14 protein-coding genes and 1 pseudogene are annotated in these 16,970 nt (G+C 66.4%); 5 read left to right on the top strand and 10 right to left on the bottom strand.

The window, feature by feature from the left end; genetic code table 11:
- Nucleotides 1–25 precede the first annotated feature (25 nt).
- The 5 genes and pseudogenes from secA to ENSA7_RS36080 form a co-directional block, all read left to right on the top strand.
- Nucleotides 26–2,023 (top strand): annotated as a pseudogene (gene secA, locus ENSA7_RS46380) (preprotein translocase subunit SecA); the annotation flags it as partial.
- An 84-nt stretch (nucleotides 2,024–2,107) separates the two neighbouring features.
- Nucleotides 2,108–3,202, top strand: coding sequence for a hypothetical protein (locus tag ENSA7_RS46375; protein ID WP_443655672.1), 1,095 nt, complete (start codon nucleotides 2,108–2,110; stop codon nucleotides 3,200–3,202).
- Nucleotides 3,203–3,219: 17 nt separating this feature from the next.
- Entirely contained in the window at nucleotides 3,220–3,666 is a 447-nt protein-coding gene (gene ruvX / locus ENSA7_RS36090) for a Holliday junction resolvase RuvX (protein ID WP_106093955.1), read from the top strand.
- Nucleotides 3,663–4,832 carry an endolytic transglycosylase MltG gene (mltG, locus tag ENSA7_RS36085; protein ID WP_181234441.1) on the top strand — a complete coding sequence of 390 codons (1,170 nt, stop codon included), beginning with the start codon at nucleotides 3,663–3,665 and terminating at the stop codon, nucleotides 4,830–4,832. The genes ruvX and mltG overlap by 4 nt, the downstream gene beginning before the upstream one ends.
- A gap of 205 nt (nucleotides 4,833–5,037) precedes the next feature.
- Nucleotides 5,038–6,099, top strand: a complete 1,062-nt coding sequence (locus tag ENSA7_RS36080) for a PEGA domain-containing protein (protein WP_181234440.1) — start codon at nucleotides 5,038–5,040, stop codon at nucleotides 6,097–6,099.
- Between the two features lie 68 nt (nucleotides 6,100–6,167).
- On the opposite strand, the gene hisB is transcribed toward ENSA7_RS36080, so the two are convergent.
- The 10 genes from hisB to ENSA7_RS36030 all read right to left on the bottom strand — a co-directional run bounded on the left by hisB (nucleotide 6,168) and on the right by ENSA7_RS36030 (nucleotide 16,381).
- On the bottom strand, nucleotides 6,168–6,785 hold the full coding sequence (gene hisB, locus ENSA7_RS36075) for an imidazoleglycerol-phosphate dehydratase HisB (RefSeq protein ID WP_106093952.1): 618 nt from the start codon (nucleotides 6,783–6,785) through the stop codon (nucleotides 6,168–6,170).
- Nucleotides 6,786–6,795: 10 nt separating this feature from the next.
- Nucleotides 6,796–7,314 carry a J domain-containing protein gene (locus ENSA7_RS36070; protein WP_106093951.1) on the bottom strand — a complete coding sequence of 173 codons (519 nt, stop codon included), beginning with the start codon at nucleotides 7,312–7,314 and terminating at the stop codon, nucleotides 6,796–6,798.
- A 59-nt stretch (nucleotides 7,315–7,373) separates the two neighbouring features.
- The gene (locus ENSA7_RS36065) at nucleotides 7,374–9,005 is read right to left on the bottom strand and encodes an Hsp70 family protein (RefSeq protein WP_106093950.1); all 1,632 of its coding nucleotides are present in this window, start codon (nucleotides 9,003–9,005) and stop codon (nucleotides 7,374–7,376) included.
- Between the two features lie 75 nt (nucleotides 9,006–9,080).
- The gene (locus ENSA7_RS36060; protein ID WP_106093949.1) at nucleotides 9,081–9,677 is read right to left on the bottom strand and encodes a polysaccharide biosynthesis/export family protein; all 597 of its coding nucleotides are present in this window, start codon (nucleotides 9,675–9,677) and stop codon (nucleotides 9,081–9,083) included.
- Between the two features lies 1 nt (nucleotide 9,678).
- Nucleotides 9,679–11,037 (bottom strand): hypothetical protein, encoded by a 1,359-nt coding sequence (locus ENSA7_RS36055; protein WP_146158540.1) that lies wholly within the window; start codon nucleotides 11,035–11,037, stop codon nucleotides 9,679–9,681.
- Between the two features lie 124 nt (nucleotides 11,038–11,161).
- Nucleotides 11,162–11,914, bottom strand: coding sequence for a hypothetical protein (locus tag ENSA7_RS36050; RefSeq protein ID WP_146158539.1), 753 nt, complete (start codon nucleotides 11,912–11,914; stop codon nucleotides 11,162–11,164).
- Nucleotides 11,915–12,199: 285 nt separating this feature from the next.
- Complete coding sequence (locus ENSA7_RS36045) at nucleotides 12,200–14,152, bottom strand: AgmX/PglI C-terminal domain-containing protein (protein WP_106093946.1); 1,953 nt, start codon at nucleotides 14,150–14,152, stop codon at nucleotides 12,200–12,202.
- Nucleotides 14,153–14,484: 332 nt separating this feature from the next.
- Complete coding sequence (locus ENSA7_RS36040; protein ID WP_106093945.1) at nucleotides 14,485–15,018, bottom strand: biopolymer transporter ExbD; 534 nt, start codon at nucleotides 15,016–15,018, stop codon at nucleotides 14,485–14,487.
- Between the two features lie 42 nt (nucleotides 15,019–15,060).
- A complete protein-coding gene (locus ENSA7_RS36035) occupies nucleotides 15,061–15,636 on the bottom strand; it encodes a biopolymer transporter ExbD (RefSeq protein ID WP_106093944.1) in 576 nt (191 codons plus the stop codon).
- A 112-nt stretch (nucleotides 15,637–15,748) separates the two neighbouring features.
- Nucleotides 15,749–16,381, bottom strand: coding sequence for a MotA/TolQ/ExbB proton channel family protein (locus ENSA7_RS36030; RefSeq protein ID WP_052555059.1), 633 nt, complete (start codon nucleotides 16,379–16,381; stop codon nucleotides 15,749–15,751).
- Nucleotides 16,382–16,970 lie beyond the last annotated feature (589 nt).

The following is a 16,970-nucleotide window of genomic DNA, read 5'->3' as shown; positions in this document are numbered from 1 at the left end:
CCCCACATACCCTGACGCCCCCACCATGCTCCAACGCGTCCTCAAGAAGGTCTTTGGCACCAAGCACCAGCGCCAGGTCAAGAAGATCCAGCCCCTCGTCGACAAGATCGGGTCGCTGGAAAAGACCCTGCAACCGCTGCGCGACGACGAGCTCAAAGCCAAGACCGCCGAGTTCAAGCAGCGCATCGACAACGGTGAGTCACTCGACGAGCTGCTGCCGGAAGCCTACGCGACCGTGCGCGAGGCGGCCACGCGCACGCTCGGCATGCGCCACTACGACGTGCAGATGATCGGCGCCATCGCTATGCACCGCGGCATGGTGCTCGAGATGCGGACCGGCGAGGGCAAGACCCTGACGGCGACCGCGGCGCTGTACCTCAACGCGCTGTCTGGTCGCGGCGCGCACCTGATCACCGTCAACGACTACCTCGCGTCGCGCGACGCCGAGTGGATGGGGCAGATCTACAACTACCTGGGGCTCTCGGTCGGCGCGATCGTCCACGGCCTGTTCCACCACGAGCGCCAGACCGCCTACCGCCGCGACATCACCTACGGGACCAACAACGAGTTCGGGTTCGACTACCTGCGCGACAACATGAAGGAGACGATCGAGAAGTACGTTCAGCGCGAGCTGAACTACGCGATCGTCGACGAGGTCGACTCGATCCTGATCGACGAGGCCCGGACCCCGCTGATCATCTCGGGTGAGAGCGCCAAGCCGGCTGAGCTGTACAAGACCGTGGACCGGGCGGTCCCGCAGCTGCGCAAGGATCTCGACTACGTGGTCGACGAGAAGGCCAGCAGCGCCCAGCTGACCGACGCTGGCGTCGATCGCATCGAGAAGCTGCTGGGCTGCAAGAACCTCTACGCCAAGGAAAACACCGAGCTCAAGCACCACGTCGACCAGGGCCTGCGCGCGCACGTGCTCTACAAGCGCGACGTCAACTACCTGGTGGAGAAGGGCGAGATCGTCATCGTCGACGAGTTCACGGGCCGCAAGATGGAAGGTCGGCGCTGGAGCGACGGCCTCCACCAGGCGATCGAGGCCAAGGAGAACGTCCCGATCCAGCCCGAGTCGCAGACCCTCGCAACGATCACGTACCAGAACTACTTCCGCATGTACGACAAGCTCGCGGGCATGACGGGCACCGCGGACACCGAGGCGGAGGAGTTCCACAAGATCTACAACCTCGAGGTGTTGGTCGTCCCCACCAACCGCGAGATCATTCGTAACGACATGGACGATGTCGTCTACAAGAGCGAGCGCGGCAAGTTCATGGCCGCGGTCAAGCAGATCCGCGAGTGCCACGAGCGCGGCCAGCCCGTGCTAGTGGGCACCACCAGCGTCGAGAAGTCCCAGGTCATCCACCAGCTGCTCGAGCGCTCCGGCGTCCCGCACTCGGTGCTCAACGCCAAGAACCACGAGCGCGAGGCCTATATCGTGGCGCAGGCCGGTCGCAAGCACGCGATCACGGTCGCAACCAACATGGCCGGGCGCGGCACCGACATCATCTTGGGCGGCAACGCCGAGCTGATGGCCAAGGCGCACTACGACCCGGACAAAGAGCCCGAGGCGTTCGCCAAGCTGCACGCCGGGCTCAAGGAGCAGTGCGAGGCCGAGAAGAAAGAGGTGCTCGGGGTCGGCGGTCTGTTCATCCTGGGCACCGAGCGACACGAGAGCCGCCGGATCGACAACCAGCTGCGGGGCCGCGCAGGCCGTCAGGGTGACCCCGGCGCGTCGCGCTTCTTCTTGTCGCTCGAGGACGACCTCATGCGCATCTTCGGGGCCGATCGGATCAGCGGCCTGATGGAGCGGCTCGGCATGGAAGAGGACGTGCCGATCGAGGCGCCGATGGTCAACAAGGCGATCGAGAACGCCCAGACCAAGGTCGAAGCCATGCACTTCGACACGCGCAAGAACCTGTTCGAGTACGACAACGTCATGAACGAGCAGCGCAAGGCGATCTACGCCCTGCGCCGGCAGATCCTCGAGGGCCGCTACCAGCCAGAGATCCTCGACGACGAGGCCCGCAAGGAGCAAAAGCGCAAGCTCCCGCCGCCGCCCGAGACCTCGGGTCCGCACACGATCCCCTCGCTCGCCGAGTCCATGCGCGAGCGGACCGTGGCGATCATCGATCGTCACTGTCGCGAGCAGCTCGTCAAGGCTGGCCTCGATCCCGAGGTCGAGGCACCGTTCCCGCCCAGCGGCATCGTCCCCCACGAGCTGACCCACGACATCTACCGGCACTACGGCTCGCTGGTGAGCGTCGACGACGTGCGCATGGATCGCGACAAGCTGATCGCGCGCGCGCTCGATGTCGTGGCGGCCTCGCTGATCCAGCAGCGCGAGCGGATCCACGATCTTTGCTACGAGCACATCGAGAAGGCCGTCATGGAGCAGTGCCCCGAGGACGTGCACCCCGATGAGTGGGAGCTCGAGGCCCTCGAGAACCAGCTGCGCGCTCGCTTCTACGTAGACGTCGATCTGTCGAGCGTGCAGGACGACATCGACAAGCTCGTCGACACCTGCTGGGACCGCATCGAGGCCTCGCTGCTCGCCCGCGAGCAGGAGTTTGGCCTCTACGTGTTCCTGTATCAGGTCCGCCGCATCTACCTGCGCGAGATCGACGAGCAGTGGATCGGCCACCTCAAGGACATCGAGCAGCTGCGCGCGGGCATCGGCCTGCTCGGCTACGCCAACAAGAACCCCAAGAACGCCTACAAGATCGAGGGGTTCCAGCTGTTCCGCGACATGTGGGAGAGCATCGCCCAGACCGTGCTCGACCAGGTCCTGCAGATGCGCCTGTCCGAGGAGGACAAGCGCCGCGCAGAAGAGGGCGCCGAGTACGAGAGCACCCTGACCAAGGCTTCACGACGGCGCGAGCGGTCGACGGTGGCCGGTCGCTCGGACGGTCAGCTTCAGCGGCTCGACGCCGCCGCCAAGGCAGCCGTCGCCAAGCTCAAGGAGCAGAGCCTGGGCACCCGCACCAGCTCGGGCCTGGGTGCGGGGGTCGGGGCGGGTGAGCGAGCCGCGGCCGCGGCCGCGATCGCCCAGATGCAGCGCGAGGCCCAAGCCGCCGCCCCGGCGCCGACCGCCGACGAAGTGATCGAAGCCAGCGCGGCCGAGGCCGTCGCCTCGCTCAAGATCCAAAAAGACGCCAAGCAGTCGACCGGGCGTCGCAAGCGACGCAAGAAGGCCTGAGTCGCCGGCGAACCTCCATGCGCGCGCTCGCCCTCGACGTTGGATCCAAGACCATCGGCGTCGCCGTCAGCGACAGCGGCGGGGCCATGGCCCACGCCCGCGAGGTCCTGCGTCGCGCAGGCCACCAGGCTGACGCCGTCACCGTGTGCGCCCGGGCCCGCGAGCTCGAGGCCGAGGTCATCGTCGTCGGCCTCCCGCTCGAGCTCGACGGCAGCGAGGGTCACCGCGCGCGGCTCGTGGGTCGGTTCATCACGGTCCTCCGCGCCACGATCACCGAGCAGGGCCTGGGGCTGGGCCTCGAGACCTGGGACGAGCGGTACTCGACCTCCGCCGCCGAGCGGACCATGATCGAGGCCGACGTGTCCCGGGCCAAACGCAAGCGCAGCATCGACGCCGTCGCGGCTCAGTTCATCTTGCAAGGCTGGCTCGACGCCCGCCCCGAGAACCGGGAGCGCGCACGGTGAACCGAGCCGCTCGCAAGCCGCATCCTTGGTACCTGCCCCGCAAGTCGAGCCGGCCGCAGCGGTGGGCGCTGGGGATCATCGTGACCCTGCTGGGTCTGGCGCTGTTCACCGCCTACTCGGGCTACAAGCGGCTGACCACCTACCCGGAGCGGCCCGGCGTGGGGTCGAGCGAGCCGATCACCCTCACGATCCCAGCCGGCGCCAGCTTTCCGCGGGTGCTCGAGCTGCTGCAGGAGCACGAGGTCATCGCCGCCGACGAGGCCCAGGCGTTCAAGCTGTTCGTCCTGCATCGGGGCGCCGCCGCCAAGGTCACCGCAGGCAAGCATGAATTCCGCGGCGACATGACCCCCACCCAGATCCTCGACGAGCTCATGCGTCGGCAGGGCGCGCAGGAGCGGCGGGTGACGATCCCCGAGGGCAAGCAGAGCCTGCAGATCGCGCAGATCTTCGCGGAGGCCGGGCTCGGGGGCAGCGAGGCCGAATTGATCGCCGCCATGCGCGACCCCGAGCTGCTCGCCAGGCTCGAGATCCCGGCCGCCAGCGCCGAGGGCTATCTGTTCCCCGACACCTACAAATTCTCGACCGAGGCCACCGCCACGCAGATCGTCGAGCGCATGATCAAGCGCCACCAGCAGGTCTTCAACGAGGTCCGGCGGGCCAACGGCGAGGGCGCCCGCGAGCTACTCGACGAGCTCGGCTGGGGCGACCACCAGATTGTGACCATGGCCTCGCTGATCGAAAAAGAGACCGGTCAGGCCGCCGAACGCCCGCGGATCGCCAGCGTGTTCATCAACCGGCTGCGGTTCACGTCCTTCAAGCCCAAGCTGCTGCAGACGGACCCGACGATCATCTATGGATGCACCGTCCCCGTGCGCAAGTCCGAGGCCTGCCAGCAATTCGAAGGCCGAATTCGCCGCATCCACCTGCGCGACCCGGACAATCCGTACAATACGTACACCCACGAGGGCCTGCCTCCGGGCCCGATCTCGAACCCCGGGCGGGATGCGCTCGCGGCCGTGCTCGCGCCCGAGAAGACCCGCTATCTGTATTTCGTCGCGCGCAACGACGGCACCCACCAGTTCTCCAAGAGCGTCGAGGAGCACGAGGCGGCCGTCAACAAGTACATCCTCGGCGGAGCCAAGGGCGACGGCTCCGTCCAAAAATGACCTGCGTTTCTAGACCCCACAGGCGGCTTGGCACTTCGCGGTCACTCGCTTCGCTCGCTCCGATCGGGCTGGCTGTTTGCGAGCGTTTGTGTGGCCCCGTGCGGCAGGCGAGCGGTCGTGCAACGGCCAAGCGGGAAACCGCCTGTAGCCGTCTAGACTTGTGATAGCCTGCCGCATGGCCTCCCCTGCGGGTCGTTCCCGATCCATGGTCGCCGCCTGTGCGACAGCCACGGCCCTCGCGCTGGGGCTCGCGCAAGCGCCAGTCGCCTTCGCCGCGCCCCCTGACGGTTCGGCGGAGAGCTCGGCCAGCTCCACGGACGTCGCTGGCAAGGCCGCGATCTTGCCGCTCGTGGTCGACGGTGATCTACCCGACGCCGACCGCGACACGCTCACGGGCCAGCTGGTCGAGGGCCTGCAGCGCGGCAGCTTCGAGATCGTCACCCCCGATCAGGTCGCGGCGGTGGCCGGCAGTGGCGACTGCGACAAGCCGGGCTGCATGAAGAAGATCGCCGGCCAGACTGGCGCGACCCACATCGTGCGGGCGACCGTCCAGGTCGTCGATCGCGACTACAGCGTCCGGGTCGAGCTGTTCGACGGCAGCGACGGCACCAAGATCGTCTCGGCCAGCGAGGGCTGCGAGATCTGTGGCGTCGTCGACGTGGGTGGCCTGATGCAGACCCAAGCCGCGACTCTGCGCACCAAGCTCGACGCCCTCGCGAGCGGCCCGGCGGCGGTCAACATCACCTCCGATCCCGAGGGCGCCGAGGTCACCCTCGACGGCGAAGTGTTCGGCACCACACCAGTCGACAAGCCCTTGATCCCGGGCGACCACGTGATCCGCGTCAGCAAGGACGGCTACATCTCGGTCCAGGAGAAGCGAACCTTCGTCGAAGGCGCCCGCGAGACGCTCAGCTACGAGCTCGAGAAGGTCCCGAACCGCCTGCCCAAGCGCCCATGGGGGTACGCCTCACTGGGGGTCGGCATCGCGGCCGTCGGCGGCAGCTTGGCCCTGACCTATCTCGACTACGAGGATTTCAGGATCGGGGGCGCGTGCAAGGGCGAGAACGTCGACTTCGAGGGCGACTGCCGCCACGTGTTCAACACCAAGTGGTACGGAGTCGGCCTCGGCCTAGCCGGCGGCGCACTGGTAACCCTCGGCGTGGCGATCCTGATCAGCACCGCAAAGAGCCCCCGCAAGCAGGCCAAGATCGAAGCCGCGGCCAAGCACCTGCAAGTCGGCCCCGGCGGCGTTGGAGTACGGTTCTAGAGTTTGCGGATCGCATGCGGAGTCGTGCGCGCCGCCCCCAATTCACAGAAGCCCCCGAACACAACGCCCTAGATCACCCCTTTGGTCGACGGAACCACCCCCGCCGCCGCCGGATCCCGACCACAAGCCATTCGCAGCGCCCGCGCCAGCCCCTTGAACGACGCCTCCACCACATGGTGAGCGTTCCCCCCCGCCCGCAGGTGCACGTGCAGGTTCATCCGCGCCTGCACGGCCAGCGCCTGATAGAACTCGCGGACTAGTTCGCAGTCGAACCGCCCGATCCACTTGCCCGAGATCGCCGGCAGGTCGTAGACCAGGTAAGGCCGGCCGCCGAGATCCAGTGCGACGTCGACGAGGGTCTCGTCCATTGCCAGTGAGAAGTGCCCGTAGCGGTAGATCCCGGTGCGATCGCCGAGCGCCTGATCCAGGGCCTGCCCAAGTACCAGGCCGACGTCTTCGACGGTGTGGTGATCGTCGATCTCCACGTCGCCGCTGGCCTCGACCTCGAGTCCGATCGCGCCATGCCGGGCGAGGGCCTCGAGCATGTGCGACAAGAACGGCACGGGTGTGCTGATCTTCGGCGGCGCCGGGGCGTCCCCGGGCAGCGCCAAGGCCACGCGGATCTGCGTCTCACGGGTGGTCCGCTCGACCTCGGCTCGACGAACGCTGGCGACCGTGTCTTGCACGGGCGGAATCTTAGCGGCCAGCTAGGGCCTTGACGACCGCGACATGCAGGTTGCGCAAGGGCGGGGTCTCTTCGAGGGACAGCCCGAGCTCGCAGTCGATCCACGCGCCGTTGAGATCCCCGGTCTCGTACTTGCGCCGTCCGGCCCGCAGGTAGATGCGGGCGAACGGGTTGGAGACCTGGCGCTCGTCGGCGTCGAGGCGGCGCGAGCGGGACTCCGCCGCGAGCCGCACGGCCCCCGATGGCAGCGCCTGATCGTAGGCCGAGCGCAGCTCGGGATCGCTGAGCACCTGGTAGGCCTCGGTCATGCGCTTGTAGACCGTGTAGACCGCCCGCTTGACGGTCTCGCCCTCCATCGACACGAAGCGATCCGGGTGGAACTGCTGCGCGCGAGTGTAGAACGCGTCACGAATGCCGATGTAGTCGGCCCTGGGCGTGACCCCGAGAAAGTCGTAGTAGCTCAGCGTCTCGATCTCATTGCTGAGACGCGCGACCTCAGACACCAGCTCTCCCATGCCGGACTTCGACATTTCCCGACGAGCCTATCAGAAGTCTCGGAGACCTCACAGGCGCAGTAGAAACCCAGGGCTCAGAGCCGTCGCGCGACGGAGCCGTCGCCGGGGCCGCGCAGCTCCTGCGCGCGGGCCATGATCGCCTCGACTTCGTCCTGCGGCAGGCCACCGAGCACCCGCATGGTCGCGACCTGCTCCTGACCAGTGTCCTGGTCGAGCGCGCGGACCTCGAGCAGGCCGTCGGTGTTGATCTCGAATGTGACCGCCACGCTCACCGAGCCGCGCGGGGCCTCGCGCAGGCCCGTCAGCAGGATCTCGCCGAGCTTGGTGTTGCCGTCGAAGTTGGCGCTCTCGCCCTGGCACACCTGGATCCGGACGTAGCGTTGGCTGTCGGTCGTGGTCGTGAACACCCGGGTCTGCTCGACGGGGATCACCGAGTTTCGCTCGATGATGAAGTCGACGTTGCCGCCGATCGTGCCGACGCCCAGGCTCCGCGGGGTCACGTCGAGCAGCACCGCGCTCTGAGCCATGCTCGGCATCGAGACCCCGCCGCTGGCCATCGGCACCAGCGAGCCGAGCAGCGCGGCGCCCTGGATCGCGGCGCCCACGGCGACCACGCTCATCGGGTTGATCGAGGTCTGCGGCGGCTTGCCAAAGATCTCCTGGATGACCTCGCGGACCAGCGGCAGGCGGGTGGTGCCGCCGACCAGCACGATCTCGTCGATCTGGGAGGCGCCGACGCCCGCGACCCGCATCGCGTCCTCGCAGACCGGGATCGTGCGTCGGATGATCGGCCCGGCGATGCTGCGCAGCTCGGCTTCGGACAGCGAGAACTCGAGGTCGCGGTTGCTGCCCGGCGGCACGTTGGCCACGCGGATCGACGAGTGCGAGGTCTCGGACAGCTGGATCTTGACCTGCTCGGCGACCGCCCGCAGCTGCTCCATCGCCCGCGGATCCCCGCGCAGATCGACCCCGTGCTGCTGCATGTAGACCGCCGCCATGCGCTCGAGGATCACCGCGTCGACGTCGTCGCCGCCCAGGAACATCTCGCCCGAGGTCGACAGCACCTCGAACACGTTGCGCGTGATCTGCAGCAGCGTGACGTCGAAGGTCCCGCCGCCGAAGTCATAGACGGCGATCCGCCGGTCCATGTCTTCGATGTAGCCGTAGGCCAGCGCCGCCGCGGTCGGCTCGTTGATCACCCGGATCACATCGAGCCCGGCCAGCCGCGCCGCGATCCTCGTCGCGCTGCGCTGCGAGTCCGTGAAGTTGGCCGGGACCGCGATCACGGCCTTCTTGACCCGCCGACCCAGCGCCTCCTCGGCCATCTGCCGCAGGTACTTGAGGATCAGCGACGAGATCTCGACCACGCTCAGGCGCCGTCCGCCGACCTCGATCATCACCGACTCGTTGTTGCCTTCGACGATCCGATACGGCATCGACCGCACCATCCGCTGGACCTCGGGCGACGAGAACCGCCGGCCAATTAGCCGCTTGGCGCTGTACACCACCTGGGCCGGATCGATCGCGCGCTGCAGCTTCGCCTCGCTGCCGACCGCGAGCTCGCCGTTCGACAGCACCGCGATCACCGACGGGACGATGCGATCCTCGCCACGCCGAACCACCGACGCGCGCCCATCTTGAACGACCGCGCAGGCCGAATTCGTCGTGCCCAGGTCGATCCCCAGGACGATGTTCGGATCCGTCATCCGTCTACGAGTGTATCCGAACCCGCCCACGTACAAAAAAATCGCCAAACCCGCACTGGTTCAGGCCACCGATCGTCATATCGGAGCGAGCGGAACGAAGATGATGTCGCCGGGCTGCAGCAGCAGATCCGGCTCCCGCCCCTCGGTGATCGCCTTGATCGAGACCTCGTAGGTCCCGACCCCGGTCGGCCCCTTGCGGGTCAGCTTCACCCGCCGCGCGTGGGCCAGCTCGTTGAGCCCCCCAGCCTCGGAGATCGCCTGGACCAGCGTCAGCTTCTCGGCGTAGGGGAACGTGCCGGGCCGGGTGACCTGGCCGAGCACGCTGACCTCGAGGTTCTCGCGCGAGGTCAGGACCACCGTGACGTGCGGGCTCCGCAGGTAGCCGTCGCCCAGCTGCTGCTCGAGCAGCGCGGCGAGGGCCGCCTGCGTCTTGTCGGTCACGTCGACCCTGCCGATCAGCGGAAAGTCGATCGTCCCGTCGTCTTGGACCTGAAACGTGCCGCCGATGTCCTCTTCACCGAACACCCGAACCTCGAACACGTCCCCGGCCGTCAACCCCGAGGTCACCTCGACCGGCTGCGCAGGCGGGATCAGGCTGTGATCAGGCTCGAAGCAGCCGCCAGCCAGCACCACCAGCAAGACCCCGAGCAACCAAGCGCTGAACCTGCGCACGTCAGTACCTCACGGCCACGAAGCCCATGAGCAGGTGGCGGGTGAAGCGGCCTGCGTTGGAGTACCCGTCGGCGTAGTCGACGACGAAGTCAGTCAGATCCGCCGCGATCGAGTAGCGAGCCCCGACCACCAGGTACTTCCCGAACGGCTGCTCGAGCTGCAGGTTGAGCGAGATCAGGGTGTCGCGGCGGACGAACCCGTCGGCGCCGGTGTAGCCGGTGATCTCCTGGGTATCCACGCCGGGGATCGGCAGGCCCGCGTAGCGCCGGCCGTAGACCCCGAATCCGGCGTCGAGGCCCATCTTCCAGCGAAACACATGGCTGGCGACCAGCGACCCGCCGACGTCGTTGAAGTAGTTCCCGAACACCGAGTCGTGGAAGTCGTGACCGACCCGCAGCCCGATCTGGGTCTTGGGGGTGGGGAACACACCCAGCGCCGCGTAGCCGATGAACTTGTTGTGGTTGGGCCCGCTGGTGTCTTGCTTGTACAGGCCCCAGCCCCAGCCGCCGAACACGTCGAGCACGACCTTCTTGCCGAGCTGGCCCACGTAGCCGCCGAGCAACCGGTGCGCGTGCGAGTCCTCGTTGCGGCCGATCCCGACATCCGTGCAGCACAAGTAGTAGGTGTAGTGGTACGAGTAGCGGACCGCGAACGCGCTGCGATCCCGAAACCGGTACTTGGTCTCGGTCTCGGCGCCGTTGATGATGCGATCGGCCGTGCTGATGCTGCCGCTCTCGAAGTACAGGAGCTCGTTGCGATAGGCGACGTTGAGGCTCAGCCGGCCGCCGCTGGGCCGGAGCAAGAACCGCAGCGCGGCCGAGTTGTCGATCCGGTTGAAGTTGTACGAGCGCCCGGCCTCGAAGTTGGTCGGCTCGCCGATCCGGTTGAAGTCGTCCTCGATCGCAAACGAGAACCGCCGCCCGGGCGCGAACATGACCCTGGCGTTGGCGGCGATGTTGAGCTTGCTGGCCTGCCAGACCGTGGGCCGACCGGTCAGGTACAGGCGCCAGCCCGCGAGCAGCCCGAAGTGATAATCGACCTTGCGCCCGCTGCTCTTGGGCGGCGTGTCGAGCAGGCCGCGCCGCAGCGGACGGTTCTCGATCGTCAGCCACACCGAAGGCAGCGCGTAGGCGGCCGGCTGCGGCCGACGCTCGCGGACCTCGGAGAACACGTTGGAGTCGAAGCCGATCGACAGGGCCGCGCCGCCGTGGAAGGTCGAGTTCTTGCCGGTCTTGAGCCCCGGGCCGTCAGCGACCCGAGGAACCTGGGTCGCCGGGTTGCCGGGCGCCATGCTCGGACCGCCGGGGGTCGACGCATGCACCAAGCCCGGCGCCAAACCCAGCACCAAGAGCGACAGCACGAACGCGAGCAAGAGCTCGAGGCGTCCTCGTCGTGATGTAGACCTGCAGTTCAAGGTTAAGTGGTGGCCGATTCGGCCGCCCCGGCCGTCGCGGCCGTCTCGGTCGTCCCGGAGCCGAGCGAGATCATTCGATCGGGCTCGCTACCGGTGGCCACCCGCCGTCGAGCGGCGGTGGCACAGGGTTGTGGCCAAGGCCCAAGCTGGGATCCCACATGGGGACCGTCTGAGGCTCGTCGGACTGGTTGCGCACGATGTCGACTTCGTCCTCCGGGCCCTCCTGACCTGTGCAGGCCTTGGCTTCTTCGACGAGCAGATCGATGCGGTTCGCCGCGGCCTCGAGCTTCTCGAGCGCGAAGCCTCGCGCCTGCTCACTCGCGCCAGGGTCACGAATGACCAGCAGCTCGCTGGTGCCAAGATCCATCACGTCGTTGGCGCGATCTTGCTTGTCGAGCACACAGGTCGCGCGAACGAGATCCGCGTCGTTGCGAGCCTCGACCGCGAGCTCGCCGAGGTCGGACATGCCCGACTCCATCTGCCCGCGCAGGGTGCTCGCGCCTGGCACGGAGGTCTCGGGTAGTTCTTGCGCTGGAGGCAAGCCAGCGTCGGGTGGCGGGGGAGGTGTGGCCGCGCTCGACGTCGGATCTGCGTCCATGATCGCGTCGAACTCAGCGCTGGCATCAGCCCCAGGGGCGGCTTCCGAGGGCGTCGCGGCAGGGGACGCACCCTCGCCAGCGGAGTCAGCGGCGGAGTCGGCCGGGGGCGCGCCCCAGACCGTGCGGCCGAGGCCCAAGCCAGCGGTCAGACCCACGATCACGACCAGCGACGCAATCGGAACGAGCCGGGTCCGAGAGCGATGAGAGAGTTGGCGGTCGGTCATGAGGTCCTCCACGGGGTTGATGGCCGGCGCCAGCGGATCCTTTGCGGCCAGTTGATTTTCTAGGTCCCGCGAGAACCGCGAGCCTGCTGAACCAGCTTGCCCGGCGTTGGCCGTCAAATCAACTTAGCCCCAGTCGCTAGAGTGTTCCGCACGTGTGCTCGGAGCCCCCTGCCAGGGGGCCACACATGCGCCTGCGAACAAACAGCCCCGAGGAGCGAAGCGACCAGACGCGCCAGCGGCTGCAGTCGGCGAACTGCCACGGTGTCTGTGGGGGTCATCTACCCGCTAGCCGGTGAAGGCTACGGAGAAGGTCACCTCGGATGACTCCTCGGCGCCCTCGGACAGGAACCGCCAGCTCTTGATCTTGGCGATGGTGCAAGAGCGGACCGAGGCGTCGCCTACGGTGTCGTCTTCGATGTCCACGTCAGTCACGCGCCCGGACGGGTTGATCGTGATCGTGTAGGTCATCTTGCCCTTGAGGCTCTGGTTGGACCGCAGCGCCTTCTCGTAGCAGGCCTCGAGGCCCGGCATGCGTCGGCGGATCGTGGCGGACACCGACTTCTTGTCGACGTCGCCGACCACGTCGTCGGTGCTGCTCTTGGCCTGGACCTTGCGCTCCTTCTTGTCGGTCGCGCCGACCTCGGCCGGACCGTCGCCGGTCTGCAGGCCGGCGTTCTTGGCCATGTTGCCGGTCGACTCGATGCCACCGCCGCCCGCGACAAAGTCACCGATCTCGCCGCCCCGGTACTCCTCTGTGCTCGACATGCCCTGCGCGAACAGGTCACCGAGGTTGTTCTCGGTGCCCTCGATCACATCGAGCACGGTGCCCTCGCCCGGTCCACCGTAGGTGCCGAGCACACGCGCAACACCGACGCCGCGCGCCTCCTGGAACGCCGCCTCGGACACGTTCTCGGGCTTCTCGAGCTTGTCGTCCTTCTCTTCCTTCTCCTCTTTCTCTTTCTCTTCCTTCTTGTCTTCCTGGACCAGCGCGTCTTTTTCTTCGGTCTCTTCGGGCTCCTCTTCCTTCTCTTCGTAGAAGGACGCGGGCATGCCCATCTCCCGCATGAACCGCTCGGCCGGGGGGGCCGGGGTCCGATCCGCGAAGTACACGAACCACACGCTGAGCAGCACCGCGATCGCGGCCGCGGCTCCGAACGAGGCCGCGTCGAGGCTGGACGGACGAAGGTGGGTGAGCGGGTCGACGTACTCGACCGGAAACACCGGGGTTGCGGCTGCGCTGGCCGGCCGGGTGGTCTGAAACAGGATCTTGGTCTGGCCGATGAGCAGCTTGCCCTTGGCCTTGGTCCCGAGCTTGACCCGCAGCGGGTCGCCGGCGCCCGAGCCGGCGCCGAAGCGCTTGCGCAGCTGCTCGACGGTGGCCTTGTTCGAGCCCAGCGCGATCTTGCCGCGGGTCTCGGGTGGGATGTTGATGTAGTAGAGGCCCTCGGCCGCGACCCACTCGAACAGCGTATGCTCACGCGGCGCGTGCCCGCCCTTGGGGGGGCGCTTGCGCGGTTTGACCGGCGTTTCCTGGAGGTTCATCGTGCCGATGACCAGCGGGACCAAGCCGAGCAGCCCGATGATCAGGCCCAGGCCACCAGTGCCACCTTGTTCCTCGGCCTTGAAGGCCTGCATGTCGCCGCGCTTGACGTCGGCGTTGACCGAGGAGGGCGCGCGCTGGTTGACCTCGTAGGCGAACAACCCGCCGCCGCTGAGGGCCACGACCGCGCCGATCGCCAGCCACACCGGTGCGCGCTTGCGGTAGTCCGTGGGCCGCGACCACCCGTCGTAGACCGTCAGCGGGCGCTTTTGGCGGCTGCGTCGGCCACGCAGCATCGTGGCCCCGGTCATGAACGGAAACACCCCCAAGAACGCCAGCGTCAGCGCGATCGTGCTGGTGAGCTCGGTCTTGTCCTCAGCTGCGTCGCCGTCAGTGGGCGCCGCGAGCACCGCATCGGCGGTCACGTACTGGCTGACCTCGTACGCGAACAGCCCGCCCATGATCACGATCATCAGGGCGCCGATGACCATGAGCGCGCGGGGGAGTGTGTACGCGTTCGGGCCACCCTCGGCGGCGACCCCAGTCTCGAGGTCCAGGCTGGGACCCATGCTCAGCGACGAGCCCGAAGCCCGTCCGATGATCACGTCTCCCGGCTCCGTCTGGTGGAGCTCCTCGCACGACTCGCCGTCGACGACGACGGCGACACGGAGGACTTTGGGGCTCGTTGCGGCGGACATTTGTAAGGGTCATTGAGAGGCGCGGCAGGCCCGGGGTTGTGGCCGGGTGCCGGCGCCTCAGCGAACTGGAGTACTGGTCGTCAGCGACGCGTTGCGGAGCATAGCAGCGAGAGCATTGAGGCCAAGGGATCGATGTCCCCCCTGGATGAAGCCTTCACAACGAAGTGGTTGCAGCTGCCGGGGGGATCGATCAAAGCGCGAGTCTGGCCATGACTGCCATGAAGGGCATGAAGGGCATGCCGAGCATACCGGGCATGACGGGCATGAGCGCCAAAACGAGCGAACCCGATAGCGCTATTGGCGCTATCGGGTCCCACGGCTGCAATTGCGGCTCAGCCCTTCTGGATGATGCAGAACGAGTACTCCGAGTACTCGAGACGGCCTGCCGTGTACATCAGATCCACGATCGTCGAGAACTTGAGCGCCTCGTCACCAATCAGGATGACGTGGCCAACCCACTCCTCGCCGCGACCCTCGAACACCTGTTTGGACTTCTCGGTCTCCTCTTCGAGCTTCTCGAAGAGCGGGCGGATCACGTGACCCTGCACCACGTTGGGATCGAGCTCGCCGTCGGTCAGGGTTGCGACCTGCTCCTCGTTGAAGATCAGCTCGCGCGAGGAGATGTAGATCGCAATGCCCTCTTTGATGGGCATGTCCATGCGAGACATGGGGATCTTCTGCTCGGAGATCGGCTGAATCAAGATCGGGTCCGAGGCATACGACTTGAGCAGATACACAACGATGATGGCGACGATGTCCATCAGCGAGGTCAGCCCGAGGTTCGCCGTGTCCTCTTTCTTGTGGCGGCGTTTGGCCTTCTTGATTTCCTTTTTGAGCTTGAAGAGCTCATCGGGTGTCATGCTCATGACGACTCCTTGACCTGCGGTTCGGGGGCGGAAGGGGAAGGCTCAGCCGGCGCCGGCTTCGACGATTGGTTGGAAGAACAGACATTCCGGGGGAATCTCTTCGTCTTCCTTGATAGCGAGGAGCTTGCACTCCGACCCGCGAACGGCGTCCATCGTGTTGATCAACACCGCCATCGGGATGTCGTTCTCTGCGCTGATGGTCACCACGGTCTCGTGCTTGGCGATCTCTTTGAGCTCTTTGGCCTTGGCCTCGAGCGCATCGTAGTTGTAGCGGCTGTAGTCGCTGGCATCGGCGCTCGGCTTGGCGAGCGGGATGCTGGGACCCGTGCTGTCTTGCTCCTTGCCAGCCTCGGCGCCCTCTTGCTGGGACGCAGTGGTGACGCGGAACCCGTCGTCGAGGATGAAGACCTTGAACTTCAAGGGCTTCTCTTCCTTCTTCTCTTCTTCCTTCTTGGGGGAAGGAGCCGCCGCGAACTTCGGCGGAGACACGGCGATTGCCGCCAAGCTTGCGACTTCCATGGCCAGCAGCAGCGCCGGGATGAGAAGGAACATGATGTTCATGACGGGAAGCACGTTGGCTTCCTCGACTTCCAGCTCTTCGTTATGCCTTACGCGCATGGTGTACCTCGAAGGAAGTGGCGAGCGACGCCCGTTGCAGTGTCTTGGTCAGGTGGCCGCGAGGGGAGTTCCCCCGCGGCCCAGAAACCGCAGCACCTGGACGCCTGACTGACTAGCTGTGGCGCACGCGCGCCGCGAGCAGGTTCTCCAGCTTGACCGAGTAGAGCTCGACCTCGTCGGAGATCTTCTTCGCCAAGTTGGAGATGAAGATGTGAGCGGCGAGCAGCGGGATCGCGACCATGAGACCGAAGCCGGTGGTGTTCATGGCGATACCGATGCCGCGTGCCAGAGCGGTGGAGCGCTGGTCGGCGGGAGCGTCGGCGACGGCGCGGAACGCCTCCAACATGCCGAAGATGGTGCCGAGCAGACCGAGGAGGGTCGCGATGTTGGCGATCGCGGCGATCATCGGAACGCGCTTGTTGATCGCGGGACCGACCTCGAGCATCGACTCTTCGATGGCAGCCGAGATGTCGGACTCGCTCTTGTTCGCGCGGGTGAGGCCAGCCTTGACCACGCGTGCGAGCGCGGCTTTGTCGGCGGCGTTGCAGAGCTTGATGGCGCGATCAATGTTGTTCGCCATCACCAGCTTCTGGATCTGGTTGAAGAACTGTTGTCCGTTGATGTTGAAACGGAAAAACAGGAAAATGAAGCGCTCTACCATGACGGCGAGGCCGAGAATTGCGCAGAGCGCAATAGCGTGCATGAACACGCCGCCGTTGGCGTAGAACGTTGCGAAATCACCCATGACCGGTGTCCTCCTGAAGGGGCTGGCGATGCTTGCCCGAGTGCTGCGTTGCCCGAGGGGGCTTGGTGTGGTTGAACGAAGAAGTTGGTGAATGTCAGCAGCGCACTTCGCGCTTTTGACTGGTGTTAGAACAAAGGATCTTGAACGGATTCGAGAACGAGAGGCGCAAACTTCGCGTCAAGGCGAGCCCAGTCGTGGTCGAGCGCAGAGCGCTTGAACACGAAAAAGGCGCTCGGCTTCTCCAACTTGCCCTCGACGAGGAACTCGTCGTCGAGAGATATCCGCTTCGTGCCGGCCGAGGACCGCGATCCCGTTGCCCCTGATGTAGGAGCAGAGGAGCCACCTTCCGGTGTTGGATCCTGTGCGAGTGCCTGGCAAGGAAGCAGCATCGTAGACAAAACCCCAGCGACTGCCAAGACCCAAAAAGCGAGCTTTCGTATCAACACGGTGTCGCTCCCATGGTCTTGTGTTCAGATCGCCCCCGTGTGTTCAGGCGATCGAGGCCCACTGGTGGGGCGATCGCGGGGCGTGCGGGGGAATTTGGCATGGGCGGGCGCGGCGTCGGGCGGAGCGTTGAGCAGCGTGGGTC

This window comes from Enhygromyxa salina, from assembly GCF_002994635.1.
In the GTDB taxonomy this organism is placed as follows: Bacteria; Myxococcota_A; Polyangia; order Nannocystales; family Nannocystaceae; genus Plesiocystis; species Plesiocystis salina_B.
This window is presented reverse-complemented; position numbering and strand designations above follow the sequence as displayed.

Coding starts and splice junctions, on each gene's coding strand:
- ENSA7_RS46375 (WP_443655672.1), top strand. CDS start 2,108: ATGCGCGAGCGGACCGTGGCGATCATCGATCGTCACTGTCGCGAGCAG.
- ruvX (WP_106093955.1), top strand. CDS start 3,220: ATGCGCGCGCTCGCCCTCGACGTTGGATCCAAGACCATCGGCGTCGCC.
- ENSA7_RS36080 (WP_181234440.1), top strand. CDS start 5,038: ATGGTCGCCGCCTGTGCGACAGCCACGGCCCTCGCGCTGGGGCTCGCG.
- ENSA7_RS36070 (WP_106093951.1), bottom strand. CDS start 7,314: ATGTCGAAGTCCGGCATGGGAGAGCTGGTGTCTGAGGTCGCGCGTCTC.
- ENSA7_RS36065 (WP_106093950.1), bottom strand. CDS start 9,005: ATGACGGATCCGAACATCGTCCTGGGGATCGACCTGGGCACGACGAAT.
- ENSA7_RS36050 (WP_146158539.1), bottom strand. CDS start 11,914: ATGACCGACCGCCAACTCTCTCATCGCTCTCGGACCCGGCTCGTTCCG.
- ENSA7_RS36045 (WP_106093946.1), bottom strand. CDS start 14,152: ATGTCCGCCGCAACGAGCCCCAAAGTCCTCCGTGTCGCCGTCGTCGTC.
- ENSA7_RS36040 (WP_106093945.1), bottom strand. CDS start 15,018: ATGAGCATGACACCCGATGAGCTCTTCAAGCTCAAAAAGGAAATCAAG.
- ENSA7_RS36035 (WP_106093944.1), bottom strand. CDS start 15,636: ATGCGCGTAAGGCATAACGAAGAGCTGGAAGTCGAGGAAGCCAACGTG.
- ENSA7_RS36030 (WP_052555059.1), bottom strand. CDS start 16,381: ATGGGTGATTTCGCAACGTTCTACGCCAACGGCGGCGTGTTCATGCAC.